Genomic DNA, 26,823 nt, shown 5'->3' on the forward strand with positions numbered 1-26,823 from the left:
AGACCTAGACCGCGCCGGTTTATGCGATCAGCGTCCGCACCGATTCGCACCAGCTGCGGCCGGTGGCCGGCGAGCAGCGCCGAGGTCGAGGGGGTCAAGGTCGTTGCCCGGGCGCACAAGACGTTGATCTTTCGAACGCACCCGCCACACCCCGCGGCTGCGCCATGCTCTGCGCGAGTACTTTCCGGCCGCGTTGGAGGCGTTCGACGATCTCGACGCGATCGATGCCCTCGAGCTGCTCGGGAAGGACCCGGCCTCGGCGGCGCGACTGACACGCGGTCAGATCGCTGCGGCGCTGCGGAACGCCCGCCGCCGCGACATCGAGACCAAGACCGACCGAATCCAGGCCGCCCTGCGCAGTGAGCAGCTGGGTCGGGCGGCGGTGATCACCGACGCCTATGCGGCGACCACCTGCTCTACCCTGGCGATTCTGACGACGCTGAACGCGGAGATCAAGGCGTTGCAGGGGCAGGTCGATGCGCATTTTGGCCGCCACCGACGACGCTGAGATCATCATGTCCCAGCCCGGGATCGGACCGCTGCTTGGCCCCCGGGTCCTCGGTGAGTTCGGCGACGACCCCGAACGATATGCCACCGAGGCCCGCAAGAACTATGCCGCCACCAGTCCTATCACCCGAGCCTCCGGCAAAAAGAAGGTGGTCGCAGCCCGGTTTGTGCACAACGATCGGCTCGTCGATGCGCTGAACTCTCAGGCGTTCTCGGCCCTGCAAGCTTCTCCCGGAGCATGCGCTTACTACGACCAACAACGCGACCGCGGTCTCGTCACGGTTCCGCCCTGCGGCAGCTGGCGGACCGGCTCGTCGGCATCTTGCCCGGGTGCCTCAAGAACCACACCCGCTATGACGAAACGACCGCCGGGGTCACATCAAACCGAGAAGCCTGCTGCTTGACATTTCAAGCTCTTGGGATGTCCTTTTTCGCCCGAACACTTGCCGCATCCAGTATCGCTGCCGACCAGTCCAGTTCGCCGACGCTGCCGGAGTCGGTCAAGCACCTCGCGATGCAGTTTTTCGAATGCCCGGCCGCCGCCCATGCGGCGAACCGGCGGTGCGCGGTAGGGACGGTCACTCCGAACGAGGGCGGAAGGTGCCGCCAAGCGCACCCACCTGTCAGCACGAACACGATCGCGGTAAGGATCGCACGATCGTCGACCGGTGCGCTTCCACCTCCCTGCGGGCGGGCGGCGAAAGGCGGAACCAACGGTTCGACGATCTCCCACAATGCATCCGGCACCAACCATGAGACAACTCACCTACCACGCGTCACATAAATGCATCACAAGACAGTTCATCCACATTAGACATGCTCAACTATTTTCGATACACACCATTAGGGTCGTTAGATTGGGGATGGTCTCCATCTTCTGCCAATTATCTCGTTGTAGCACAACAAAGTTCTTGAAGAGCAGCGGCTCGAATCCCGACCTATCGACAGAAGCTGCGCGCGAGCCTAACGAGGGTCGTCTTCTCGATCGCCGGCGTTCACACCTATCAAGCATTTGAAACCCGGATCCGGGGTGCTCCTGCGGTTATGGTGCCGGTCAAGTGATGGTGATGCCGCCGTCGACAACTATCGTCTGTCCGGTGACGTAACCGCCTGCCTCGGATGCAAGCCACACCACCGTACTCGCCAACTCTTCTGGTTCGCCGGTTCGTCCGAGGAGCATGCGTCTTTCCAGTTGTTCGATGTGGCTCTCTGGGTATTTTCTGCTGATGGCATTTGTGAAGACACCTGGAGCAATTGCATTGACGCGAATGCCTTTTCGGCCACCCCATTGTTGGGCGAGGTCGCGGGTGACCCCGGCGATGGCAGCCTTGCTCGCGCTGTAGGCAGCTTGCGGCAGGCCCGTGTTCGTGATTCCCAGGATGCTAGAGATGTTCACTATCGAGCTCCCCGGTTGCATCACTCGCCCGCATGCCTGTGCCGCCCAGTAGGAACCGTGAAGGTTCACATCGATCACGGATCGGAAATCGTCAACGCTCTCACCGATCGCAGGTCCCACGGACACGAGTTCCGCGTTGTTGACCAGGATATCGACCCTAGTGAACTTGTCCAGTGTCGCTTCGACCAGAGCAGTGCAGCGGCTCGGGTCCGTGATGTCGGTCGGAACCGTCAGCACACGTCGACCTGAACGGCGGACGATGTCGGCCGCTTCTTGGAGGCCGTCCGTGCGAGGGGCGGCGAGGACCACGTCTGCACCCGCTTCGGCCAGACCCTTGGCCAGGGCCGCGCCTAGCACCGATGAAGCATCGGTGACGATCGCGACGCGGTCGTCGAGGCGAAATCTGTCGAGGATAGTCATCAGTCTGCGCTCCCGCGGATCAGAACCACGCGGGGTTCATGTCGAGTGTCGTTCTGTCCAAGCTCGCCAACAACTCCACCTGCGGTCCGACCTTCGGTAGTTCGTAAGCGTAGAAGTACCGGGCCGCTTGCCGTTTGCCATCGTAGAAATTGCCGGCCTGACCATCCGCGGCGATTACTTGCTCCAGCCACATCCATGCGATGACGGTGTGCCCGAAGGCTTCCAGGTAGATGGTCGAGTTGGCGAGTGCAAGTGAGGGGTCACCTGATTCCCAGAGCGCGGCTGTCAGGTCCACAATTCGTCTCCAGGTAGAGGCCAGTTCGGTCGCATAACGCTCGGCGTCTCGGCCTATCGCCTGTGCTCGTTGCACGGTCGCCGCGATCTTCGAGTCCAGTAGCTTTAGTCCAGCGCCGTCCTGCATTGTGACCTTGCGGCCGAGCAGGTCGAGGCCCTGTATTCCGTGAGTACCCTCATGAATCGGATTCAGCCTGTTGTCGCGGTAGTACTGTTCGACGTCGTAGTCCCGTGTGTAGCCGTACCCTCCGTGAACTTGTATGGCGAGGTTGTTCGCCTCCAGGCACCATTGTGACGGCCAGCTTTTTGCGATCGGGGTCAATACGTCGAGCAGTAACGTCGCGTTGGAAGCATCTTCCTTGTTGTCGGCGCTGTCGTGTTCGTCCACCAAGAAGGAGCAGTACAAGCCGAGTGCCAGCGCTCCTTCCACGTAGGACTTCTGCGCCAGCAGCATGCGGCGCACATCGGCGTGTTCTACCAGGGCCTCTGGAGGCGAGGACGGATCTTTCGCGCCCAGTGCCCGGCCCTGTGTCCGCACCTTCGCGTACTCGACCGACTTCAGGTAGCCGACATAGCCTAGGGCGATGGCCACGAACCCGACGCCGATCCGCGCCTCGTTCATCATGTGGAACATATAGCTCAGCCCACGATTTTCTTCGCCGACGAGAAAACCGATCGCCCCGGCGTCGCCCTCCGGCTGATGCGTGCCGTCACCGAAGGCAAGGAGCGTGTTGGTGGTTCCGCGAAAGCCCATCTTGTGATTCAGGCCGGTCAGCGTCACATCGTTGCGGATGCCGGGTTCTCCGTCCGGGCCGGGCAGGAATTTCGGGACAATGAACAGCGAAATTCCTTTCACCCCAGACCCGCCGCCGGGAACCTTTGCCAAGACGAGATGGATGATGTTCTCGGTCAGCTCGTGGTCGCCGGCGGAGATCCACATCTTGGTACCGGTGAGTCTGTACCGGCCGTCGTCCTGTTTCACGGCACGAGTGGTGATGTCGGCCAACGACGAGCCGGCCTGCGGCTCCGACAGACACATGGTTCCGAAGTATCTGCCCTCGATCATCGGGCGGACGTAGTCGTCGACCTGCTGGTCGGTGCCGTGGGTCGAAATCAGATTCGCATTTGCGATGGTGAGGAACGGGTACGACGAGGTCGAGGCGTTGGCGGCCTGAAACCACGCCATCGCAGCACGGGACACCGTCGTCGGCAACTGCATGCCCCCGACGCGCTCGTCGAACTGTCCGGCCAGTAGTCCAGCCGCGGAGTAGATGTCGAGAGCCTGCTTTACCTCCGCGATCATCTCTATCGAACCGTCTGGCGACATGGTCGGCTCGTTCGCATCGGACTTCTTGTTGTGCGGTGCGAAATGTTTGTGGGCGATGTCCGCGCTGAGTTCGAGCACCGCGGCGAACGTGTCCTTCGAGTGCTCGGAGAACCGTTCGCGAGATGTCAGCGACACCACATCAAGCCACTCGTACAGCAAGAAGTCCAAGTCGCGTCGTGACAGTACGTCGGTCATCGAGATCTCCGAAGCCTGTGCAACATCACATCGACACCCCGCCGTCGACGGGAAGCACGACGCCCGTGATGTACGCGGCTTCCTCCGACGCGAGGAAGCAGATGGCGTCGGCCATCTCGGATGGGTCCGCGAGCCGGGCGATCGGACCGGTGAGCTCGGAGAGCTTCTCGTCCGGGATCGTGGCGGTCATGCGTGTGGCTGCATTGGGCGAGATCGCATTGACCGTAACTCCGAAGGCAGCCAGCTCTTTTGCAGCAGTCTTGGTGAATCCGATGATTCCTGCCTTCGCTGTTGCGTAGTTCGCCTGTCCGCGGTTGCCTCGGAGTCCGGTGTACGACGTGATATTGATGATGCGCCCGAATTCCTGCCTGCGGAAGTGGGGGACCGCTGCGCGGGTAAACCGAAAAGTACCTCCCGCGTGCACCTGCAGGACCTGATTCCAGTCTTCGTCGGTGAGCTTCCACAGGACTTTGTCGCGCAGGATTCCTGCGTTGTTGACGACGATGTCGACGCGGCCGGTCTCGGCGGCAACGGTCGAAATGACGTGTTCGACATTGTCGGTATCGCCGACGTCCGCTGGGATTCCGATTGCACCGACGTCTGCGGCCGATCTGGCAAGTTCGTCCTTGTCGAAGTCGACCATGAACACGGTCGCTTGTGCCTCTACGAAATGTCTCGCGATCGCCTGCCCGATGCCGCGGGCCGCGCCGGTGACGATGACGGATTTGCCTGTGAAGTCGTACGTGATGTTGCCCATTGCGTTTTTTGCTTTCGGTTCAGTGTTGTCAGGGGGTTGTCACGACAGGCGTTCGAGAATCATGGCCATTCCTTGGCCGCCGCCGACGCACATCGTCTCCAGGCCGAACTGCTTGTCGTGAAATTCCAGCGAGTTCATCAGCGTGGTGGCGATGCGGGCGCCGGTCATGCCGAAGGGGTGACCGAGTGCGATCGCGCCTCCGTTGATATTCAGTCGGTCTTCGTCGATGCCGAGTTCACGAGCCGACGGAATGACCTGAGCCGCAAATGCTTCGTTGATCTCCGCCAGGTCGATATCACCGATGCTCATGCCGGCGATGTCGAGTGCGCGCCGTGTCGCTTCGACGGGTCCCAGACCCATGATCTCGGGTGAGAGTCCCGATACGCCGGTCGATACGATGCGGGCCAGGGGGGTGAGCCCGAGCTCCTTCGCCTTCGCGTCCGACATGATCACCAGTGCTGCCGCGCCGTCGTTGAGCGGGCATGCGTTGGCCGCAGTGACGGTTCCGTTCGGACGGAATGCCGGCTTCAGCTTGCTGACGACGTCGTACGTCGTTCCGGGCCTGGGGCAGTCGTCAGTGCTGACAACGGTGCCGTCGGGGAGGGTGACGGGTGTGATCTCGCGGGCGAAGAAGCCCTGCTCGATCGCGGCCTCGGCCCGATTGTGGCTGCGGACGCCGAATTCGTCTTGTTCTCGGCGGGAGACCCCACGGTATTCCGCGACGTTCTCGGCGGTTTGTCCCATGGTGATGTACAGATCGGGAAGTGCCCCGGTTGTTCGCGGATCCATCCACCTGTCCTGGTTGCCACCAGCACGTCGTTCGGTGAGGGACTCCGCGTCGGAGAACACGGCGTTGTGCGTCTCGGGGTTCTCGTCGGCCATACCCTTGTTGAAACGGCTGACAGTTTCGACTCCGGCGGAAATGAAGATATTTCCTTCGCCTGCCTTGATCGCGTGCAGCGCCATCCGGGTGGTCTGAAGGCTCGAGGAACAGTAGCGGTTCACGGTGACGCCCGGTAGATGGTCCATTCCGGCGAGAACGCTCACTGCCCGTCCGAGGTTGTATCCGCTCTCGCCGGCGGGCTGAGCCGTGCCGAGCATGAGGTCGTTCACCGTTCGGGGATCGACCTCGGGCACCTTTCCCAATGCGGCGAGCACCATCTGTGCTGCCAGGTCATCGGGGCGCATCTCTCGGAGTGAACCCTTGACTGCGCGACCGATCGGAGAGCGGGCGGTCGCGACGATAACTGCTTCAGGCATAAATTTCGTCCGTTCATGTTGTCGACCAGTGGGTCGAATATTCGATCTTGCGGTCTACTTATCGCAGTATGGCTGCGCCGGGAGTGGTGGTCAAGTAGGCCTGTCATAAGCCAAATGCGGCGTGCTTACATAACGGCCGCAGGCGAATACGCGGTCCTGGGTGTGCGGCAGCAGGACCGCTTGTTCAGCGGGTTTCGACACGTATGACTCGACCGCGAGCGCCGAACTTGCAGTCTGCGCCGGTTCGACTGGGCCGACTTGCGGCGGGTCTGCGTCCTGCCCTGCGGACGCCGAGAACATGTGCGTCTCGAACAGGTGCACGCCGGAGTGCGGCGCGCGGAAGGGTCGTGTGAGTGATCCGCAGCCGACCGCGGTCGGGCCCATAGTCTGCTGCCGCAACCGCTCCCACCGCGGCGCCAGGCAAGTCTGCGGAGATGTCCTTGGTCGGGGCCGTGCAGTGTGGACGCACCCCTGTGCTGCCCCAGTCCGACAGCCGCCCATTCGCGTGCCGGAGGCCGCCTCATTCGCCGACGAGTGGCACCCCGGTCAACTCGGGGATCCGTCTAAAGGGCGTGCAGTACCGACGCTCAGAGAGGGTCAGAGGCGTACCTCGAAGAACCACTCAAGGCGACGCGCTGAAATTTACCGATTCCTCAACAAGAGTTCGAGCTGGCTTGTGTGATGCCGTATCTCGCGGGCGTGGTAGGCAAGCGCACCATCCACGCCCTGGACGTCTTCGGGCCAGCCGGCGGACGCCGTCGACGTGGTCGTCATGACTCCGCGCAGAATCAAGTGGGCGAAGGTCTCGGCGATGTCGTCAGCGGGTTTACCGTCTTCTCTCGGGCGATACCACTTCCAGATCCAGTTGCACATGCCGTCGATCGCAAATGCTGCCAGGGTTTCATCGATTGGTTCGAAGATGCGAGCCTCTACGCCCTCTCGAATGATCTGCCGGATCAGCACATCATGCTCGCGCTTGGCTGCTCGGAACTCGTCGCGGACGTCGTCGGGAAGCTCGCTCTCTTCGCGAAAAGTCAGTGAGTAGAGGTCCAGGTGATCGACCAGGGAGTTCAGGTGGAAACGAATGAAAGCTGTGAGCTTGGTAGCTGCGTCGGCATCCGATGCAGCGATCACCCGGGCTTTCTCGACCTCACCCCTTGCCCAGTCCCCGAAGACGTGTCGGAGCAGGTCGTCTCGGTTTTCGTAGTAGTGGTAGATGGACGCCTTCGACAACCCCACCTCCGCAGCGACTTCCTGCATGGTGACTCCGTTGATCCCCCGGGCCTGGAAGAGTCGGGCCGCACCCTCTGTGATGCGGTCACGCATCACGGAATTGCGTACCGAACCACCGGCGCTCTTTGCAGCCGCCGCGTCCGCACGATCAGAAGCCGTTGTCATAGCTTCCGAGGATAGACACCGCCGCAGCCAAGCCGGTACCGGGTGGGCACTGCAATCAGCGCGACGACGGCGTTAGTGCAGCTACGCGCCCCGTTGGTCACGCATGCTCGATCAGTTCGAGCTGCACGCCGTGGAGTGCTCGGGGGTGGTAAAAGTTGACTGCCCCGAAGTCTCCGCGGACAGCCTCGTCGAGCAGGGGCGACAATCCCTGCTGCTTCAGTTCGTCCGTAGCGATATCGAGGTCGTCTACTTTCGCAGAGAAGAGAAAGACGCCTTCACCGTGGCGCTCGAGAAAGCGCGCCACCGACGTGCCCTCCTGGGTCGAGGCGATCAAACTGATGATGAAGCCCCCCACGTCGAGCTTCGTACCCTCGAGGCCGGGGAACGCAAATCCGTCGGGGCCGACGTGCTCGCCCCTGACATCGAACAGGCGTTCGTAACGCTCGGTCGCGGACGCTAGGTCGCGAACGGCGATGTTGATTCCATTGACTGCGAGGCTCATCTTCGTCTCCTGTTGTTGCGTTGTCGTGTAATTCGCTGTCGCGCTGGACATCTGCACGGGGGCCTCGCCGCAGTGGGCGTGCGCTGGTAGGTGGGCGCGTACAGAACGCTGACCTTCAAGGGTCTGCACCGAGACAGTACCGACCCGGGGGTCGATAATTCAAGGAGCCGGTCGGATTCGTTCGGCGAGCCCGCGGCAGCGGAACCGTAGTGGCACGCGCGCAGGTCGCGACATCACGCCATCTGACCGAGGGGTCGACGCGGCTGTCGTCCAGGGTCGAACCGGGCACCCCTCGACGCACGAATCGTTGGGAACCCTGGAATCCGCGTCAGAAGAATGATACAACTTGAGTCGACTTCACAGTCGGGTTTTCAACCTATGGGTAGGTTCAGTCGTATGATGGACGCAGCAGCGTCGACACCGGCGCGGCTTACCGCGGATTGGACAACGGCGCGGACGCGGCCGGTGACGAGCTCCGATACGCCGTCCTCGTTCGCCATTCCCACGGCCGTCGATCCGGAACAGACCAGCGAAACGTCCCATGTCGAGGTGAGGTGGATGAACGATGGAACAGGCCGATAATTATGCGCATCGCCGCACACAGGTAGTGGTGGTCGGACTCGGCGGCATTGGCGGTGGAATTGCCCGTCACATGGCCGAACAAGGCCGATACATCATCGGCATGGACGTCGACGGGGTCCGTGCGAGCGAGTGGCAGGAGCAAACGGGAAGTCGGGCGGTGTCCTCGTTCGATGGTATCGACTGGGGCGATGTCCGGTGCATGTTCATCGCGGTGCGAACGGTGCAACAAATCGAAGCGGTGTTGTCCGACGACAGCGTGCGGTCGGCGATGGACGACGGCGCCAGCGCCTTCATCGTCACCACGATGACTCCATCGGACGCCCGCCGCGTCGTCGACGCGCATCGAGCGTGGCGTCTGTTCGAGCTACCCGTTTCAGGCGGCGAGGTGAGGGCGCGAGAAGGCGAACTCACCGGTCTGATCGCAGGTCCGCAACCCGATGCCCTCGAAGAAGCCCTGTTGCACGACGTCTTTGCGAGACTGTTCCCGTTCGACACCGTCGGTCAACCCTCGTTGCTCAAGTTGATCAACAACACCCTGGCCGCCCGCAATGTGCTGAGTGCGGCAGTGGGGCTTACTACCGCACACGAGCAGGGAGTCGACCCGTCGATCGCAAGCGAAGTCATCCGGGCGTCCTCAGGATCGAGTGCGGCCGGTGACGCCCTGGCCACCCTTTCGGACAATCAAGTCGACCTCCTGCTCAAAGACGCGCGGTTACTCGGCGGTGAGTTGCCGTCGTCGCCGTTCGATCGCGCGTCCATGAATGAACTCACCTCCACCGTCAGCGCTGCCCGGGGGCTACTCGAGGCTGCCGATCCAGAAAGGACACGGTCATGATCGAAGAGTGGAAAGACGGGATGGCATTCCCGCACCTGACAAGTTCGGTGCGTATCGGCTCTCGAGTAGTGAAGAACCGCATCGTCTCACCCCCGCATGGCACGTACTACGCGTCCAACGGAATGGTCACAGAACAGCAAATCGCTTACTACGCCGAAAGAGCGGCGGGCGGCGTGGGAATGATCGTCGTCGGAAACATGGCAGCATGGGATCGGTCGAAGACCGGAGGAGGACAAAACTACGCCTTCTCCCCGGAGGCGGTCGAGGGCCATCGCAAGCTCGCACAGGCTGTCCAATCGCATGGTTCGCTGCTATTGGCGCAGCTCTGGGACGGCGGCCGCCAAGGTTCCTCACGTCTGAGCCATCTGCCGCTTCTGTCAGCGTCGCCTCTACCCGACCCTGTTGTTCGGGAGATACCCAAGAAGATTGAAGCATCGGAGATCGAAGACATGATCTCGAGCTTCGCTCGGTCCGCGGCGCTCATGGAGCAAGCCGGTTGGGATGGAGTCGAACTCCTCGCAGCGCAGGGTTACGGACTCGCCCAATTCGTTTCTCCCCAGATGAACCATCGCCACGACGAATGGGGTGGCTCACACGAAAACCGCGCACGCGTCGTGTGTGAGATTGTCCGACGTATCCGGTCAGTGGTCTCCGCGGACTTCCTGGTGGGTGTGCGCATCAACGGCGACGACATGATTGCCGGCGGTAACACCCCAAACGACGCCATCATCACGGCGACACTGTTGGAGCAGACCGGTGGGGTCAGCTATCTGAATGTCAGCGGCGCAAGCAACGAAAACTATCCACTGTGGATTGCCGATATGGGGCACGACACCGGACTTTTCGTCGACGCCGCCCGAGCGATCAAAGATGCGGTGTCCATCCCGGTCATTGTCGCCACGAGAATCAAGGACCCTCTTGTCGCCGAGTCGATTCTGGCGCAGGGCTATACCGACATGGTGGGGATGAATCGGGCGTTGATCGCAGACCCATCCATGCCGGCCAAAGTCGCATCAGGCCGTCTCAGCCAGGTTCGACCATGCATCAGCTGCAACCAGGGTTGCGTCGGCAAGACCGCTCAAGGCGGACAGATGGAATGCACCGTCAACCCTCGGGTCGGGTTCGAGTGGTCGAGTACCCGGGGGCAGGTCACCCGACAATCGGTCGTGGTCGTCGGTGGTGGCCCGGCAGGCATGCAGGCAGCGGCAGCCTGCGCCGAACGCGGCGCCGACGTCGTGTTGTTCGAAACCCGCGAGACGTTGGGTGGCCAAATCGAGCTGGCGTCACGCTCGGCAAGTCGATCGGAGTTTCGACTGCTGATCGAACATCTACGTCGCCGACTCAACACCCTGGGTGTCGAGGTGCACCTGGGTGTCACAGCGACCGTCGACGACCTCTCTACTTTCGATCACGTCTTTCTCGCAACAGGCTCGAGGCCGTGGACGACCGGCTTCACTACTCACCGACCGGATGCCAGGGCCGTACCAGGACACGACTTGCCGCATGTCGTCACGTCATGGGAAGTGTTCGACGCGACCGCGTCGGTGGGGAACAGAGTTCTCGTCGTCGAGGACGATTTTCAGGGGCACGCGACCACGGCTGCCGAATACCTCGCAGAGAACGGTCTAGATGTGACCATCGTGACGAGGTCGACCTCGGTGGGACTCTGGAGCGGGGCCGGCCAGGAATTCCTGTACAAGCGGTTGCGCAATGCACGGGTAGAGCTACGGCCCCACACCTGGATCGGCACCATTCGAGATAAGACAGTCGAAGCTTACGATGTATTCTCCGGCGTGCCCGTCGAACTGGGCAGCTTCGACACCGTGGTTCTGGCAACCGGTAGCGCCGTCGACGACACCCTGTACCAGCAGTTGGGCGATGACCATCGTGTGGTTCGCATCGGCGACTGCTTGGCACCCCGACGTCTCGACAATGCCATGTGGGATGGCCTGCACGCCGCCGACCGGCTGTCCGCAGTGGGCACAGCTTTGAAACTGGTCACCCCATGACGGGTGCGTGTCGCGACCGGGCCGGTTCATCTCTGAAGGAGCTTCAGCACCAATGCGCGTCTTCACATCACCGGATCAACTGAAAGCCGCTATCGGAGAGGACTTGGGCACCAGCGACTGGCTGCACATCACGCAAGAACGCATCGACACCTTCGCCGACGCCACAGGGGACCATCAATGGATCCATGTGGACGTCGAACGTGCGACACGCGAGAGCCCGTTCGGAGCCCCCATCGCTCATGGATTCCTGAGCCTGTCTCTCGTGTCGTTGCTCAACTGGCAGATATACACGATCGAGAACACAACGCTGGCGATCAACTACGGATTGAACAGAGTTCGATTCGTCAACCCGGTGAAGGTCGAGGCCCACGTTCGTTTGCGGACGACGTTGAACTCCGTCGGGGACACACCCGGAGGGGCCCTTCAGATCGTCACGACAAACACCCTCGAGATCGCAGGCGAAGAAAAACCGGCCCTGGTTGCAGAAACCGTCGGCCGAATCATCTTCTGAACTGCCCCCTGCCAGCCTCTGAGCGACCGCGGTGATCGATCGCCCGCTGCCGCCGAGGCACGACCGGCCCAGACGGCCGCAGGCCTATCGGTGCACCGAACACACCAGCGACGACAGGACGCTTCAGTGGAGCGACAGCACGGCGAATGGGCTACCGGAACATCGTTGCGCGGCGGATTCCGTTCAGGTGAGCCACACCTTATTGACAAGCCTGTGTGACCTACGCCATTATCGGCTTTGAACAATCGGTTGGGTTTTCGACTCTCCGGTCAGCCCCCGGATGGAACAGTCGAGCCGCGACGAGACGAGGAAACATCATGACCAAGCATCCGGCGCTCTGGCAGCCCATCGAACTGGGCCCGGTCAGTGTCAAGAACCGCATCGTGGTCACCGCACACGCGCTGATGTACGGCGACAAAGACAACCTGATGACTCAACAGAGCATCGACTACTACGAGGAGCGGGCGAGGGGAGGGGCGGGGCTCATTCTCACCGAGGCTCAAGCCGTGCATGCAACGAGTCGCGGACTGGGGTACCGCACCCACCAGGGATGGCCCACCGAGGTGATACCGGTGTACGAGCGACTGGCGAAAGCCGTGCACCGCCATGGAGCCAAAATTTTCGTCGACCTTTCACACTTCGGCGTGGAAGACTACAACGGCATGTTTCTCGAGAACTGGAGGGCGCTCTGGAGTCCCTCGGGTCTGCCCTCGACTACTTACGGTGAGATCGGCCGCGCGATGTCGCACGCCGACATCGAGCAGCTCGTCGCGGGATTCGGCCGAAGTGCACGCAACGCACGGGTTGCCGGTATCGACGGAGCCGAGGTACATGCCGCTCACGGGTATCTCCTGTGCAGTTTCCTCTCCCCACTGACGAATCGTCGCACGGACGAGTACGGCGGCAGCACCGAAAATCGATGCCGCGTCGTTCGCGAGTGCGCCGAGGCGGTGCGCCGAGAGGGAGGACCCGACTTCGCGGTCGGCGTGAGACTATCGCTCACCGAATACGTTCCGGGCGGTATCGACGAGGCCGAGGGCGAGAAGATCGCCAAGAACCTGGCGGACTCGGGATTGTTCGACTACTTCAGCATCAGCGCAGGGAACGCTTCCACGTTCGATCGCGTCGTCTCTCCCATGAGCCTGCCCGGCCCCCAGTTGGTCGACCTGGCTGCCCGCGCGAAGAAGGTCGTCGGAAACTATCCGGTCGTGACCGCAAACGGAATTACCGAGCTGTCGGTCGCCGAACAGATTGTGACCTCGGGTGACGCCGATCTCGTCGCTATGACCAGAGCACACATCGCAGATCCCTTCCTGGTGCAGAAGGCGCAGACCGGACGCGAGGACGAAATTCGGCATTGCGTCAGGGCCAATCAAGGCTGTATCGGCCGGATGTCCAAGGGCTGGGAGCTGACATGCACGCAGAATCCCGCTGCTGGGCGCGAGAAAGATCTCGGCAGCGGAACATTGGAGTTGGCCTCCACCCCCCGGAAGGTGCTCGTCATCGGCGGCGGCCCCGCCGGTATGCGGGCAGCGGAAGTTGCCGCATCGCGAGGGCATGACGTCGTATTGATGGAGCGCGGCGACACGCTCGGCGGACAAATTCGCTATGCCGCCAAGTTGCCCACGCGTGGCCGGTGGTCCGTCATGGTCAAAGACATGGAGCGCATGCTCGAAAAGTACAAGGTCGATGTCCGTCTCAATACGACCGCCGACATCGAGAGCGTGCATGAAGTCGGTGCGGACCACGTCATACTTGCATCCGGATCGACCTGGCGCACCGACGGGTTCTCCGCCGTCCTGGCCGCCCGCCCGACAATCCCGGGGTTGGAGGGTATCCGCGTGCTCAATCCGCTCCAGGCCATCGAGGATCCCTCGGCATGTGGGGAGAACGTGGTCATCATCGACGACACGGGCGAGTACCTCGCGTTGGGACTGGCGGAGCTTCTCGCGAATGCGGGCAAGAAGGTCGAAGTGGTTTCCTCGAAGCTGTTCTTGGGCGACAACACGCTTTTCAACCTCGATGTCGGGCATCTCTATCCGAGGCTGTATGCGCAGGGGGTGACACTGACACCGCAACACATTGTCGCCGAAGTGAATTCGGACGGCGTCGTACTGAATCGCATCTGGGATGGTGCCGCCAGAGTGGTGCCGGCGCAGTCTCTCGTGACCGTCATGCTTCGCGATGCCGATACGGCCCTGCTACCCCAACTGGAAGCGCAGTTCGACGTGACGGCCGTAGGAGACTGCTTGGCACCCCGCCGGGTGGACGAGGCGATCTACGAAGGCGAAATGGCCGGCCGCGCTGTCTGAACAAGCACCACACACACTGAACGAAAGAAGCAAACACCATGACTCATAGCTGGCAGATCGGTGATGTGAAAATCACCCAGGTAAACGAAATCGCGGTCGAGGTCGGTGAGCTCGACGGACTGATCGCAGAGGCAACGCCGGATGCGGTCAAGGCCGTTCCGTGGCTGTACCCCGACTACGCCAACGAACACGGGCAGACACTCTGGAGCGTTCACTCGTTCGTCGTCGACACCGGGTCGTCTGTCGTGCTCGTCGACACCGCGTGCGGAAATCACAAGGACCTACCGCTGATCCCGGCCTGGGGTGGCCTGGACACCCCCTATCTGGATCGACTGGCGGATGCCGGCTACAAGCCCGAACAGATCGACTACGTCGCCATCACACATCTGCACCTCGATCACGTGGGATGGAACACCGTGCTCGACGGTGACCGATGGGTGCCGACCTTCCCGAACGCCCGGTACACCTTCGTTCAGGACGAGTTCGAGTACCACAAGGGACTCACTGAGGGCGGCGCCGTCTCCGACGACCTCGGGCATGCCGTCACGTACAACGGAGCGGACCCGGACATCCACCGGCAGACGCGTCTCGTGTTCGCGCAGTCGATCCAACCGTGTGTCGAGGCGGGCCTCGTCGATCTCGTTCCGGTCAACCACACCATCTGCGAGGGCGTGCGGTATACATCCACGCCTGGCCATACCAAGTCCCATCACAGTCTCACCATCGAATCGAAGGGTGAGACCGGGTTCATCACTGGTGATTTCGTGCATCACCCGATTCAGGCCGCCCATCCCACGTGGAGTTCGCGAGGTGACTGGGACCGTGAGCTGTCCTCCGCTCGGCGTCAGGAGTTCCTCGCGTCGGTTGCAGACCGTGATGTTCTTGTGTTCGGCACGCACTTCGCCGGGAACAGTGTCGGTCGTATCGTGAGCGACGGCAACGCCTACCAATTCGTCACTGCTTGAGCCGAGTACTTCTACAACACCACCGGCGCACACACTGCCGGCATTAACGACAGCTTCAGGAGCATTGATGTCGAAGAACGAAATTCCCTACTACTGGTCGAGCATCGACTGGCGTCAGCTCACCGAGGACTACCCGCCGCCGCCCCTGTTCAACTCCGTCATGTCGGCACGGTCCGACGACGAGATGCGACAGATTCAGGAATCACGCTTTCTCGCACGTGTGGCCGACGCGTGGGCGGTCCCGTTTTATCGCGAGCGGTGGTCGGACGCCGGTTTGCAGCCGGGAGACATACGTGGCCTGGACGACCTCGAGAAGATCCCTACGTTCACCAGTGAGGACATCAAGCACTCGATCGAGGAGCACCCGCCGTTCGGAAACCATCAGAACTTCGCACTGGACGCGATGCGAACACCGCTGAAGATTCAATCCAGTGGTGGCACCTCAGGGCTGCCGCGGCCGACACTGTTCGATCCCGTAGCGTGGGAAGTGCAGGCAATTCAATTCGCCCGAGCTTTCGTTGCGCAGGGGGCCGAGGTCGGGGACATCCTACAGATCACCCTCACCAACAGTTTGGCCAACACCGCATGGTGTTCGTCGACCGCCGCCATGCACTGGTGCGGCATGATCCCCTTGACCACCGGTTCAGGGGCCGTCACCAGTTCGGCAAGGCAACTGGAGCTGGCGCGCTCCTGGGGAACAAGTGGTTGGGTCGCCTTCGGCGAGTACCTCAAAATCCTGGCGCAAGAAGCTGATCGATCTGGCATCGACCTCAAGAAGGATCTGTCCACGCGATTCATCCATACCTATCTCGGGGTGGATACAGAAGGACACCTGCGCGACTTGCTCGAAGATGCATGGGGTGTTCCGGTCTACGACAACTACGGAACCCATGAAGTCGGCCTCATCGGATACGAATGTGCTGCAAAAGATGGGTTGCACGTCAACGACGACACCGCCATCGTCGAGATCGCCGACAGCGAGACCGGACGCATCCTCGGCCCAGGGCACGATGGCGACATCGTGGTCACAAGCCTGCATCGCTCGGTTCCACCCATCATCAGATACGACCTCAAAGACCGTATGCGTAGTTCCGAGCGCGCAGCGTGCGCGTGCGGTGCCCGGACGAGCAAACTGTCCGGGTTTTTGGGCCGGCTCGACGAAATGGTGAAACTGAGAGCGACAAGCGTGTATCCGCGGTCAGCACAGGACGTCGTCCAGGGCGACGCGCGATCGACGGGCGAGTTCCTGTGCGTGGTGGAGAACGTCGGCGAGGGTCTCGGTTCCCGTGAACGAATGACCGTGTTGATCGAGCAGGCGAACGACGAAGACACAGCACCTCTCCAGGAAGACATGAAGCATCGTCTCAAGTCGACCTTCGGTGTCTCGGTCGAGGTGACGATCGTCCCTGCTGGATCCCTCGCTCCTCAGACTGGGCTGGGAGGAGAGGGGAAGGTCAAGCGTCTTCTCGACCGCCGTGGTGAGGCTCCCTCACCCGTCTGAGCGCTCCCAATAGTTGGTCAATAGACCGGTCCCGGCTCCAGGTGTCGACAGCGGTAGCCAAGCCTCAAGTGTCGACGAAACTTTCAGCAGAGTCGGTCGGTACGGCGTAAGCCGTCGAAATTCGGGTCGAGGCTGACTTCGAAGAGGGAAGTGAAATGCACGAACAAGAGGCGGCCGACTACCTAGGCGCCTTCGCGGAAATGTTTCGCCTCGACGATCGAGTTGCGATCGTCACTGGGGCGTCAGCAGGTTTAGGCGTATCGCTGTCCACGGCCATGGCCCGCGCCGGAGCCCACGTAATCGTGGCATCGCGCAGGGTCGACCGCTTGGAGGCAACCGCGCAGGCGGTACGCGGGTACGGGCGCGAGGCCCTGGTACAGAACGCCGACGTGGCCGATCCTCGACAGTGCGTAGATCTGGTCGAGGCGGCGATGGCACGGTTCGGTCGTGTGGACATCCTCGTCAACAATGCCGGTATGGCGAGCGCAGTCCCGGCTACGCGGGAAAGCCCCGATGCCTTCCGGGCGGTAGTAGATGTCAATCTCGGAGGTAGCTATTGGATGGCCCAAGCCTGCGCCGAAGTGATGACGCAGGGGAGCTCGATCATCAACATCTCGAGTGTTCTCGGCTTCACTACTGCCGCACTGCCCCAGGCGGCCTATACCGCAAGCAAGGCCGGCCTCGTTGGACTCACTCGTGACCTCGCGTCGCAGTGGGGCAGAAAGCCGGGAATCAGAGTAAACGCGATTGCGCCGGGCTTCTTCGAGACCGAAATGACGGAGTCGTACTCCCCAGAGTATGTGACCGATTCGCTCGAGCCCCGGTTCTTGTTGGGAAGAGCGGGCAAGCCCGAGGAACTCGCCGCAACCGCGGTCTGGCTCGCATCGCCCGCAGCGGGGTACGTCACCGGCCAGACCATTTTGGTCGACGGCGGGATGTCGACGACGTGAGAGTTCAGCCTGCTCCGCCGTTGTCAGGACCCACCGAAACAACTCCGCGGGGAAACCGCTGAGCTGCAACAGCTCCCCGCGGAGACGTCGAGCTGCAACAGCTGCTGCGTAGGCTGATGGCCAACGTCGTTGTAGTTCGAACCATGACAGTATCCTCGTCGCCAGAAGCTGATCCCCAGCCGCGGTACGTGACAGTCAACGCCGGACGAATCCACGCATGCGAGAATATAACTCGCGTGTGGGACTCGTCCGGCGTTTCAATACTGCAGCTGCTCTGCCCAAACCGGCGTATAGATCCGGACACGGGCAGGGCACCTCGCCAGATCTGGGCGTCTGTGACCATTGACACATCCATGCGCTGGAACTAGGTTACTAACCAGTGGGTCGATATTACGACTCAAGAGTCGGATTCAATGTCCGGTGAGTCGCACACAAAAAGATATCCTGTGCCACCGGTCAGCTCGCGTATTCGACAGTGCCTGTACTGCAATTGGTTTCGATAGAACACGGGCACCGAGCGGTTCTTCGATACACATCACGCGTACGGCACGCATAGATACCTCCAGTCAAACTTCGAGAACAGGTGAGTGATAGAGCATGGGGAAGCTGGATGGAACGGTTGCACTCGTCACCGGCGGAGTAAAGGGCTCAGGTCGATCCCACGCTCTGACACTGGCACGCGAGGGGGCGGACATCGCACTTGTGGACAACTGCGTTTCCGATGTCGCGGGGCAGAACTACCCAGGCGGCTCCGAGGAGGAGTTGGAACAGGCCCGCGCCATGGTTTCCGACGTGGGACGTAAGTGCATCAGCATCGTCGCGGATGTTCGCGATGACGAAGCTATGGTGGACGCTGCGCGACAGACGATCGATGAACTCGGACAAATCGTTCACCTGCTGAACAGTGCAGGTATCATCCTGAAATTCGGCAAGCTGGCAGACATCTCCCCCGAACAGTGGCGTACGGTCATTGATACCAACCTGACCGGCGTCTTCAACGTGTGTCGCGCCGCCCTGCCGCACATGGTCGCGAAGCGCAAAGGCAACATCGTGATCACCTCGTCCACCGCAGGCCGCGCCGCCTACCCCCACATCTCGGACTGCGGCGCCTCGAAGTGGGCAGGATCGGACTGATGAAGACCCTAGCAATGGAATACGGCGAATACGGTATACGCGCCAATTGTGTGGCCCCGACGAATGTCACTCCGGTGACCTTCCCTCGATGAACAACAACGAGGAAGCCTACAAACTCTTCTGCCCGGACATCGAGAACCCGAAGCGCGAGCAGATGATCGAACGAATGAAAACCATGCATCCGCTCGACGTCGCAGGTGTGGACTGCCAGGACGTCTCCAACGCCTACCGGTACCTCCTGTCGGACGACGCTCGCATGGTCACCGGCGAAGTGTTGCACGTTTCTGCCGGGCTCTCGCCAACAACATTGCGTGAACCCTGGGGAGTACAAACCGCAAGAAACCGAACGGGTAACACCGAACGGCTCCGCGGCAACAATATCTATTCTACGACAACAGATCACGAGAAGACCGACCTGCGAGTCGATCGGACGGGGAGATAGAGAATGCATGACCTGACAGGCAAAGTCGCTCTGGTCACCGGGGCGGCCCGAGGGCAGGGCCGTTCGCACGCCACCTTCCTCGCTGAGTCGGGCGCGGACGTCATCGTGCTCGACATCTGCAGACAGGTTGCAACCGTGCCATATCCGACGTCGACGGCAGAGGACCTCGACGAAACGGTCGGTCTTGTGGAGAAGTACGGACAGCGTGCTTACCGCCTCGAATGCGATGTGCGCGATCCGTCCGCGGTTGCGGAGGGTGTCGAGAGGGCGGTACGCGATCTGGGGCGACTGGACATCGCGGTGCTTAATGCCGGCGTATGCGAAATCACCGCGGCAGAATCGATCACGCCCGAGCAGTGGAACACCGTGGTGGGCACAAACTTGTCCGGCGCGTTCTTCTCGGCGCAGGCCGCCTCGAAGCATATTGTCGATGGTGGACGCGGTGGATCGATGGTATTCATAGGTTCGGCCAGTACCCTTACTCCCGTTGAGTCGATGGTGCACTACATCGCCTCGAAGCACGGTGTTGTCGGTGTAGCAAAGGCTTTGGCCAAAGAACTGGCACGCCATCAGATTCGGGTGAACGTCATCCACCCGACCAATTGCGATACCCCGATGATCCAGAACTCGATGATCTACGATCTCTTCGCGCCGGACGTGGATCAACCCACGCGCCACAGCGTCGAACCCGTGTTCCAGACACTCGCTGCACTCGATACACCGTGGGTGGACCCGGCCGACATCTCCCGCGCCGTCCTGTACTTGGTAGGGGAGAGTGGCCGATTCGTCACCGGAACCCAGCTGGAGGTTACCGCTGGATATCCGCTTCTGTAGTTTGCGCACCTGTTGTGCACCGTCTTCGGTGGTCAGGAAGCTGCGATGGTTCGCCACCCCAGGTTCGATTCGAACCCGCGCTCGAGGGCGTTGTTCGCTCGATGCGGGCTGATAGGAAGGTATGCCGTGTCAGAGATCGTCCCCGCCGAGTTGTTGTCCAGCGAGACACCGGTTGCGTTTTACGGTTACGCGCGAGCCAAGGAAGGAACACGCCACATCCTGATGGAGCGGATGCTCTCCCTGGGAGACCCGAGTCGCGCCGAGCCCGGCATCCTTGTGTACGAGATCCATCATGATGCATCCAGGCCCGACAGCATCGCATTCTACGAGCTCTACGCTAACGGTGCCGCAATCCGTGAGCACCTCGAAAAACCCTACATGAAAGCATTTTTCGCCGATAGTACGACATTGCTGCAGTCGAACCTCGAAATCATCCCTCTCCAGCCCATCCGCTCCGTGGCAGCAATCTCGACTGACTGCCCCGGTTGACCCTACGTCCCTGTCCTATGAGTCTTCTGACGGCCGTGCTGGTGCAGAAGGTAGCATCGGACCCTCCGTGCGAGGGGTATCCCGTTCCCCCACTCGGCATCGCGCCGCAAACCTAGAAGGCCTCCCAAATGCCGTTGCTCATCATTCATGCTGTCATTGCATGTGTCAGTCTGATCACACCCCGCCGCGCCACCGAATCGATCCAAAGAATCTTTACAAATATCGCTCTTGCACGAGCCAATGCAAGATGGTTGGCCGTGGCAGCGAGCGGCACACAACACGAGCCGTCTAGCCGTCGTTCATTCACCGATGCCCTGGCCGAGGCGAACCGCGCAACCTCCTAGCCCAAGCGTTCCGGGCCGCAGCGTCCGCCCGACCCTCCGTCGAATTCGCGGAGACAACTTGGGGTCCAGCGGGCTTACGCGCTCAACAACCACTGTCAAACTACTTCAACCAATGTCGGGCTAGCGCTCCACGCGTGGGGATCCAGGCGATAAACCGGTGACAGTGCTTCAGCGACCGCCGAGACCAGACCGTCCGATTCCGGGCGATCAACATCCGCCCGTTCCCCGAGACTCCCCGTCGACGGCATCTTGGGGATTCAACCAAGTCGGATCAACCCGTGACTCGAGAAGGAGTCGGCATGACCCTCAGTGGGGCTCGCTCGATGGCGTCCATGACGCCGTATCAGATAGCGATCGTTTTAGTATGCTCGCTCGTCAACCTGCTTGACGGCTATGATTTGTTCATCATGGGGTACGCCCTTCCCAACCTCCCCGAGGGGTACGCAACAGCGTCCGGCAAGGGCTACTTGATCAGTGCCGCCTTGGTGGGCATCGGCGTCGGGGCCTTCTTCCTGGCACGGATGGCCGACGTCCATGGGCGTCGCCCGACGTTGCTCGGCGCGCTGGTACTCAACACCGCCGGCCTCCTTGTTTCCTCACTGGCCCCCAACTACTCGGTGTTGATCGCATCCCGATTCGTTACGGGAATGGCAATCGGTGTGCTCGGTGCAATCTCTATGGTCATCGCCCAGGAAATGTCTCCACCATCTCGCCGCAGCCTCTCGGTGGGAGTGGTGCTCTTCGGTTACCCGTTGGGAACTTTCGTCGCAGGCCTGGCAGGTGCCTCGGTGATCGAAGCCGCAGGCGGATGGAAAGGGTTGTTCTGGGTAGGGTTTGCGCTCAGCGCAACTGTCACCGTCGTTGTCGCCGTTTCCGTTCCGGAAACAGTGGCCTACCTTCGACGGTCGTCGGACGACACGGCGCAGGAGACGGCCGAGAAGTTGTCTACGCGGGTCAACTTGGAGGAAGGACTCCTCAATGGTGGTGTTCTAGCCGACGAGGCGATAGTCGATCAATCGGATACGAAACTCCTCGGACCAGGACTGCGGGTAACCACCCTGCTCCTCTGGCTTGGTTATGGATTCTGCACTGCCGCGTTCTATTTCATCGGTTCCTGGACCCCTCAGTTGATCAAGAATGAGACCGGAGACACCGGTAGCGGGGCGCTAGTGGGCATCATGCTGTCGGTCGGCACGATGATCGGGGCCATCCTGTACGGATTTCTTGGCCTCAAGCGGCCGTCTGCCCAAATATCCTGGATGTCGATGGCCCTGGGCATGGCTGCCCTGGTTGCCTTCGCACTGACCCTGCAGGGCCCCTTCGCGCTGACCATGGCCCTGCTGCTGGGTCTGTTCGTCTTCGTCTCACTGACGGCCTTCACCGCGATCGCAACCACCGTGTACCCAATACGGATACGAGCCAAAGGGTTCGGCACGATGCTAGGCGTCGCCAGAGTCGGATCGATCCTGTCGCCCATCCTCGGCGGGTACGCAATCGGCTTCATGTCACCGAAAGATCTGTACATCGCAGTACTGGTGCCCTTGGCAATCGCTGGGATGTGCTCGTACGGGCTACTCAGAGCAACGCGACCAAAGACCGCGACCGGCCAACATCCCGCGCGGCACACCGACTTCGTGTAACCGCACGGGAAGACTGGCAGGGGCGTCGAAGTCACCCGCAATCACTGCGCAGAGCGCCCAGCCGTAGCAGGGAAGGAAGTCGGAATGAACCATGCCGCGACTGGTGACGGCCAACTGCGCTATGCCGAGGACCTCGTCGTAGGAGACGAGTACGACCTCGGAGAGTACCTCGTCACAGCGGAGGAGATCATGTCGTTCGCCGACCACTGGGATCCTCTGCACATACACACCGACGTCGAACTCGCCGAAGCAAGCCACTTCGGCACGATAATCGCGAGCGGCGTCCACACGCTCGCGGTATTCCAACGCCTCGCTGTCAACGAAGTATTCGGAAACTGGCACATAGTCGCAGGCCGAGCACTGCGTGAGGTGCAGTTCCGCGCACCGGTCCGTGCCGACACCTACCTGCGGGGTACTCTCAGTATCACCGCAATCGGCAATTCCCACCCGCGCTGGGGTCGCGTGACAACCATCGGAACCCTATCGTCACGAGACTCGCAGCCTGTCATGACGCTTCAGATGGAGATGTACGTTCGTCGCCGTCCGCCTCCGAACGAACACAGCGCCCTCTAGCTCACGGGCGAGAGGCGGCACGCGGACGGTTCTTTTCATCTACGAGTATCCGAAACAAACTGACTCGACAAGGAGATCACTATGACTGGTCGTCTGGAGGGCAAAGTCGCCGTAATCACCGGTACCGGCCGCGGAATGGCGCGGCAGGTCGCGCTACGGTTCGCGGCCGAAGGAGCGTCGATCGTCGGGTGCGACATCAACGCGGAAGCCGCCGAGGAAACGCTCGCAATCGTGCGCGCGGCCGGCGGACGGATGGAATCGCTGCACCCAATCGACCTCTCGAACGAGGAGGACGCGCACCAGCTACTCGAGTTCGCCGCCGAGAAATTTGGCGGCATCGACGTCCTACACAACAGCGCGATGCAGTTACGATTGGGAACGGTCGAAGACTCCAGCCTCGCGGACTGGAAATTCACCCTCGACCACACACTGACCGTTCCCTTCCTGGTCTCCAAACACGCTATTCCCCACCTTCGCGCACGCGGCGGCGGCAGCATCATCTTCATGGGCTCGGTGGCCGGTTCCGATATAGGGACGGGGTACCCGGGCAACCTCCCCATCATCCAGGCCTACTCGGTGGCCAAAGCTGGTGTCATCCGGTTGGCAAGCTGCCTGACGAACGAAGTGGCCAGCGCGAACATCCGGGTGAACACGATCTCACCAGGCTGTGTGGCAACCCCGAATGGCCTGCTGTTCTACGGCACGGAAGGCACCGAACAACGGCGCGTTACCATGACACCGAACCTGATTCCGCGCCTAGGAGAGCCCGAAGATATTGCAAGCGCGGCTGTCTACTTGGCCTCAGACGAGGCCTCCTGGGTTACGGGGCTCAACCTGGCCATCGATGGTGGTTCTTACGCATCCGGCGGAGCCGGCCTGGCGCGCCCGGACGACATCGCCGCCTATGCACCCGGGATGGCCGAAATGTCCGAGGTCGACCACTGGGCTACGAGTGGGCAGCGCGTCCAATCCGGTGATACCCCTCTTCGTCAGTAACACTGGGAGGACCGTCAGACAGGGCCAGAGTGATGGTGTGAGCGTGCAGTATTGGCTTCTTGACCTAACTGGAACCCGGATACGAGATGTGACACCTCAGCGCTGAACCTCGTGAGAACGCCGATCTGCTGTAAAGGCCCTGCCTGTCGCTGAGCAAACAGGATGGGCAGGTCGGGTTGCGGTTGCATCCTGACAAGACACGGATCGTCTACTGCAAGGACGGCACGCGGCGCGGCTCGCGCGAGCACACGTCGTTCACGTTTTTGGGGTTCACGTTCCGCCAGCGCAGGGCGCCGCACAGGAATGGGCAGCACTTCAGCGCGTTCGTGCCCGCGGACAGCAAGGACGCTGTGAAGAAGATCGGTGCGGCGGTGCGGTCCTGGCGGCTGCACACCCGCACCGGTCACGCCTTCGCCGACCTCGCACGACGCATCAATCCGGGTGCGGGGCTGGATACAGTATCACGGGGGCGTTTCACCGCTCTGCCTTGTATCAAGTCCTCTCACGAATCAACGCCTACTTGGTGCGGTGGATCCGCAAGGAATACAAACGGCTGCGAGCGGAGAAGAAACCATCGAGTGCTGGCAGGGGATCACCGCACGGTGTCCCCGCATGTTCGCACATTGGGAAATGGGCTCCATCCGTCTCGTCTGTCTGGTGACCAGAATGACAAGAGCCCGGTGACGGGACACTTGTCACGCCGGGATCTGTGGGAGCCCGGGGTGCGATTCCCCCCCCGGGCGACCCGACCAGAGGGTACGGGGTGGGTCGTGACGGCGAGATGGCCCTACGTTTCAGGAGGATTGGGCTTGTCTAAGGTCCGGTCCATCCCAGAACGGGGAGCGTCTCTGAGGTGCACTATCCCGGCCCACCCGGTGACCGTCCGGCGTTCGAAGACCGCAATCTTCTTGCCTTGGCCGGGTTGGTTCCGGCGTTGGGGTTGGCCCAGCGATTCGGACTCGGAGCCCTGCCGACGACGGTCTGGCAGTGCCGACCGACAAGGGCGGGCATGGGCCTCAAGGTGGGCGCACTGAAGCGGGCATGGTCGCCGCCGCCGACAGGAGTCGACCTGGCGCTTCTGTGGCTCGGCGCCATGCCATCCGTGTTCGACGCCCGTATGCCCAGTCGACCGTTGGCGCGGTTCTCGCCGAGAGCACAGTGGATCGAAAACCCGCCGTCATCCCGGGCTCGGTGTCCTTGGCCGCTCTCGCGGCGCCAGCAGCGCGGGCAATACTCCGGAATTGGCCGAGGCGGTGACGCCCGCGGCGCAGTTCCTCCTCGCCGGGGCGGACTTGAGCCGTTCAAGGTTTGAACACCATTCACTAAGGCTCCGCGGAAGTGTGCAGTATCAGAAGAACGGGTGGCAGCAGCTTTCGGCGGGGCACCCGATGCAGAGATAGGGACGATCGAGATGGATCTCACGCTTACCTGGGTTGGCGCCGTCCCACGCGTCCACCCGGAGAAAGAGGCCCGAGTGAAACAGGATATTAACGCGCTGTCTAGGGTGAGGGATTGAGGGTGGAAGTGATTGACGACAAGCGGCTGCAATCCTTGTTCACGCCGGTGAGCGTGGGCACGCTGACACTGCCGAACCGGTTCGCAATGGCCCCGATGACTAGGTTCGCGTCCCCAGACGGTGTGCCGGGCCCGGACGTGGCCGCCTACTACGCCCGCCGGGCCGCAGGTGGAACCGCGCTGATCATCACTGAGGGCGTGCGCATCCCGCATCCGGCGGCTGGGCCGGACAGCGTTCCGCTTATCGATGGGGCCGAGGTATTGCGGAGTTGGCGCGCGGTGACCGATGCCGTGCATGCCGAGGGCGGCGCTATCGCGGCTCAACTGTGGCACGAGGGCTCGCAGCGAGACGTCCTCGACGGTGGGAGGGAAGGACAGGAGGCGGTCAGCCCATCGGGTATCGACGTTGCAGGTAACCAGGTCGGGCGGGCGTTGCGCATCGACGAGCTCGGTGCGCTCGCCGACGTGTATGCGAAGGCTGCCCGCAACGCGCGTGACGCCGGATTCGACGCCGTTGAAGTGCACGGCGGTCACGGCTATTTGCTCGACCAATTCCTCTGGGGGAACACTAATCGCCGCACCGACGGCTACGGCGGAACACTCACTGCACGTACCCGGTTTCCTGCCGAGGTGGTGGCTGCGGTGCGGGAGGCTGTCGGTTCGGGTTTCCCGATTATTTTCCGGTTCTCGCAATGGAAGATCAACCGCTATGACGCCCAATTAGCGTCCTCACCAATCGATCTCGAGAAATTGCTCACCCCCTTGATCGAGGCCGGGGTCGATGTGCTGCACCCGTCCACTCGTCGCCACTATCAGCCTGCTTTTCCCGATGACGATCCACGGCTGGGTATGGCGGGCTGGGCCAAGAAGCTGACCGGGCTGCCGGTCATCGCAGTAGGCTCGGTGGGTCTGGACACCGAGTTCGGGTTCTCGCTCGGCGAGGCAAAGCGGATCTCCCCGGCCCCGGTTTGTCGGCTGCTCGACCAATTCGATGCGGGCGAATTCGATATCGTCGCCATCGGTCGGGCGTTGCTTGCCGATCCTGGTTGGGTCAGCCGACTGCGTGACGGTGCGCTCGACGACTTCGCCGGATTCGACGCCGACACTGCGCTGGCGCACTTATATTGAGCTCACG

The 26,823-nt window shown here is 61.7% G+C and carries 23 protein-coding genes and 1 pseudogene; 17 read left to right on the plus strand and 7 right to left on the minus strand.

What is annotated here, in order from left to right; genetic code table 11:
- The first annotated feature begins 193 nt into the window (after positions 1-193).
- A complete protein-coding gene (locus AC1D1G_RS02560) occupies positions 194-508 on the plus strand; it encodes a transposase (RefSeq protein ID WP_477950923.1) in 315 nt (104 codons plus the stop codon).
- The gene (locus AC1D1G_RS02565; RefSeq protein ID WP_477950925.1) at positions 477-911 is read left to right on the plus strand and encodes a transposase; all 435 of its coding nucleotides are present in this window, start codon (positions 477-479) and stop codon (positions 909-911) included. The genes AC1D1G_RS02560 and AC1D1G_RS02565 overlap by 32 nt, the downstream gene beginning before the upstream one ends.
- A 22-nt stretch (positions 912-933) precedes the next feature.
- Here AC1D1G_RS02565 and AC1D1G_RS02570 read toward each other — a convergent pair.
- The 7 genes and pseudogenes from AC1D1G_RS02570 to AC1D1G_RS02600 form a co-directional block, all read right to left on the minus strand.
- Positions 934-1,254, minus strand: a pseudogene (locus AC1D1G_RS02570) (transposase); the annotation flags it as partial.
- Positions 1,255-1,561: 307 nt separating this feature from the next.
- Entirely contained in the window at positions 1,562-2,323 is a 762-nt protein-coding gene (locus tag AC1D1G_RS02575; RefSeq protein WP_477950927.1) for an SDR family NAD(P)-dependent oxidoreductase, read from the minus strand.
- Between the two features lie 19 nt (positions 2,324-2,342).
- Entirely contained in the window at positions 2,343-4,139 is a 1,797-nt protein-coding gene (locus tag AC1D1G_RS02580; RefSeq protein ID WP_477950928.1) for an acyl-CoA dehydrogenase, read from the minus strand.
- A 25-nt stretch (positions 4,140-4,164) separates the two neighbouring features.
- The gene (locus tag AC1D1G_RS02585; RefSeq protein ID WP_477950930.1) at positions 4,165-4,896 is read right to left on the minus strand and encodes an SDR family oxidoreductase; all 732 of its coding nucleotides are present in this window, start codon (positions 4,894-4,896) and stop codon (positions 4,165-4,167) included.
- Positions 4,897-4,935: 39 nt separating this feature from the next.
- Positions 4,936-6,156 carry an acetyl-CoA C-acetyltransferase gene (locus AC1D1G_RS02590; protein ID WP_477950932.1) on the minus strand — a complete coding sequence of 407 codons (1,221 nt, stop codon included), beginning with the start codon at positions 6,154-6,156 and terminating at the stop codon, positions 4,936-4,938.
- A 642-nt stretch (positions 6,157-6,798) separates the two neighbouring features.
- Complete coding sequence (locus AC1D1G_RS02595; protein WP_477950934.1) at positions 6,799-7,554, minus strand: TetR/AcrR family transcriptional regulator; 756 nt, start codon at positions 7,552-7,554, stop codon at positions 6,799-6,801.
- 97 nt (positions 7,555-7,651) lie between these two features.
- Positions 7,652-8,056: a VOC family protein gene (locus AC1D1G_RS02600; protein ID WP_477950936.1), complete on the minus strand. Its 405-nt coding sequence runs from the start codon at positions 8,054-8,056 to the stop codon at positions 7,652-7,654.
- 565 nt (positions 8,057-8,621) lie between these two features.
- Here AC1D1G_RS02600 and AC1D1G_RS02605 point away from each other — a divergent pair.
- From AC1D1G_RS02605 to AC1D1G_RS02675, 15 genes are all read left to right on the plus strand, one after another.
- On the plus strand, positions 8,622-9,473 hold the full coding sequence (locus tag AC1D1G_RS02605; protein ID WP_477950938.1) for an NAD(P)-binding domain-containing protein: 852 nt from the start codon (positions 8,622-8,624) through the stop codon (positions 9,471-9,473).
- The gene (locus AC1D1G_RS02610; protein ID WP_477950939.1) at positions 9,470-11,482 is read left to right on the plus strand and encodes an oxidoreductase; all 2,013 of its coding nucleotides are present in this window, start codon (positions 9,470-9,472) and stop codon (positions 11,480-11,482) included. The genes AC1D1G_RS02605 and AC1D1G_RS02610 overlap by 4 nt, the downstream gene beginning before the upstream one ends.
- A gap of 52 nt (positions 11,483-11,534) precedes the next feature.
- Positions 11,535-11,993, plus strand: a complete 459-nt coding sequence (locus tag AC1D1G_RS02615; RefSeq protein ID WP_477950941.1) for a MaoC family dehydratase — start codon at positions 11,535-11,537, stop codon at positions 11,991-11,993.
- 317 nt (positions 11,994-12,310) lie between these two features.
- Positions 12,311-14,305, plus strand: a complete 1,995-nt coding sequence (locus AC1D1G_RS02620) for an oxidoreductase (protein ID WP_477950943.1) — start codon at positions 12,311-12,313, stop codon at positions 14,303-14,305.
- Between the two features lie 38 nt (positions 14,306-14,343).
- Entirely contained in the window at positions 14,344-15,270 is a 927-nt protein-coding gene (locus AC1D1G_RS02625; RefSeq protein ID WP_477950945.1) for an MBL fold metallo-hydrolase, read from the plus strand.
- Positions 15,271-15,337: 67 nt separating this feature from the next.
- Positions 15,338-16,771, plus strand: coding sequence for a phenylacetate--CoA ligase family protein (locus AC1D1G_RS02630; protein ID WP_477950947.1), 1,434 nt, complete (start codon positions 15,338-15,340; stop codon positions 16,769-16,771).
- A 155-nt stretch (positions 16,772-16,926) separates the two neighbouring features.
- Positions 16,927-17,721 carry an SDR family NAD(P)-dependent oxidoreductase gene (locus AC1D1G_RS02635; RefSeq protein WP_477950949.1) on the plus strand — a complete coding sequence of 265 codons (795 nt, stop codon included), beginning with the start codon at positions 16,927-16,929 and terminating at the stop codon, positions 17,719-17,721.
- Between the two features lie 597 nt (positions 17,722-18,318).
- On the plus strand, positions 18,319-18,855 hold the full coding sequence (locus AC1D1G_RS02640) for an SDR family NAD(P)-dependent oxidoreductase (RefSeq protein WP_477950951.1): 537 nt from the start codon (positions 18,319-18,321) through the stop codon (positions 18,853-18,855).
- A gap of 88 nt (positions 18,856-18,943) precedes the next feature.
- The gene (locus AC1D1G_RS02645) at positions 18,944-19,297 is read left to right on the plus strand and encodes an SDR family oxidoreductase (protein ID WP_164063571.1); all 354 of its coding nucleotides are present in this window, start codon (positions 18,944-18,946) and stop codon (positions 19,295-19,297) included.
- A 3-nt stretch (positions 19,298-19,300) separates the two neighbouring features.
- Complete coding sequence (locus AC1D1G_RS02650; RefSeq protein WP_164063569.1) at positions 19,301-20,131, plus strand: mycofactocin-coupled SDR family oxidoreductase; 831 nt, start codon at positions 19,301-19,303, stop codon at positions 20,129-20,131.
- A gap of 126 nt (positions 20,132-20,257) precedes the next feature.
- A complete protein-coding gene (locus AC1D1G_RS02655) occupies positions 20,258-20,620 on the plus strand; it encodes a putative quinol monooxygenase (protein WP_164063567.1) in 363 nt (120 codons plus the stop codon).
- 643 nt (positions 20,621-21,263) lie between these two features.
- Complete coding sequence (locus tag AC1D1G_RS02660) at positions 21,264-22,604, plus strand: MFS transporter (RefSeq protein WP_477950954.1); 1,341 nt, start codon at positions 21,264-21,266, stop codon at positions 22,602-22,604.
- An 84-nt stretch (positions 22,605-22,688) separates the two neighbouring features.
- The gene (locus tag AC1D1G_RS02665; protein ID WP_477950956.1) at positions 22,689-23,177 is read left to right on the plus strand and encodes a MaoC/PaaZ C-terminal domain-containing protein; all 489 of its coding nucleotides are present in this window, start codon (positions 22,689-22,691) and stop codon (positions 23,175-23,177) included.
- A gap of 81 nt (positions 23,178-23,258) precedes the next feature.
- Positions 23,259-24,173 (plus strand): SDR family NAD(P)-dependent oxidoreductase, encoded by a 915-nt coding sequence (locus AC1D1G_RS02670; RefSeq protein WP_477950958.1) that lies wholly within the window; start codon positions 23,259-23,261, stop codon positions 24,171-24,173.
- 1,518 nt (positions 24,174-25,691) lie between these two features.
- On the plus strand, positions 25,692-26,816 hold the full coding sequence (locus tag AC1D1G_RS02675) for an oxidoreductase (RefSeq protein ID WP_269455045.1): 1,125 nt from the start codon (positions 25,692-25,694) through the stop codon (positions 26,814-26,816).
- Positions 26,817-26,823: the final 7 nt, after the last annotated feature.

This window comes from Rhodococcus sp. P3_B8, from assembly GCF_056402775.1.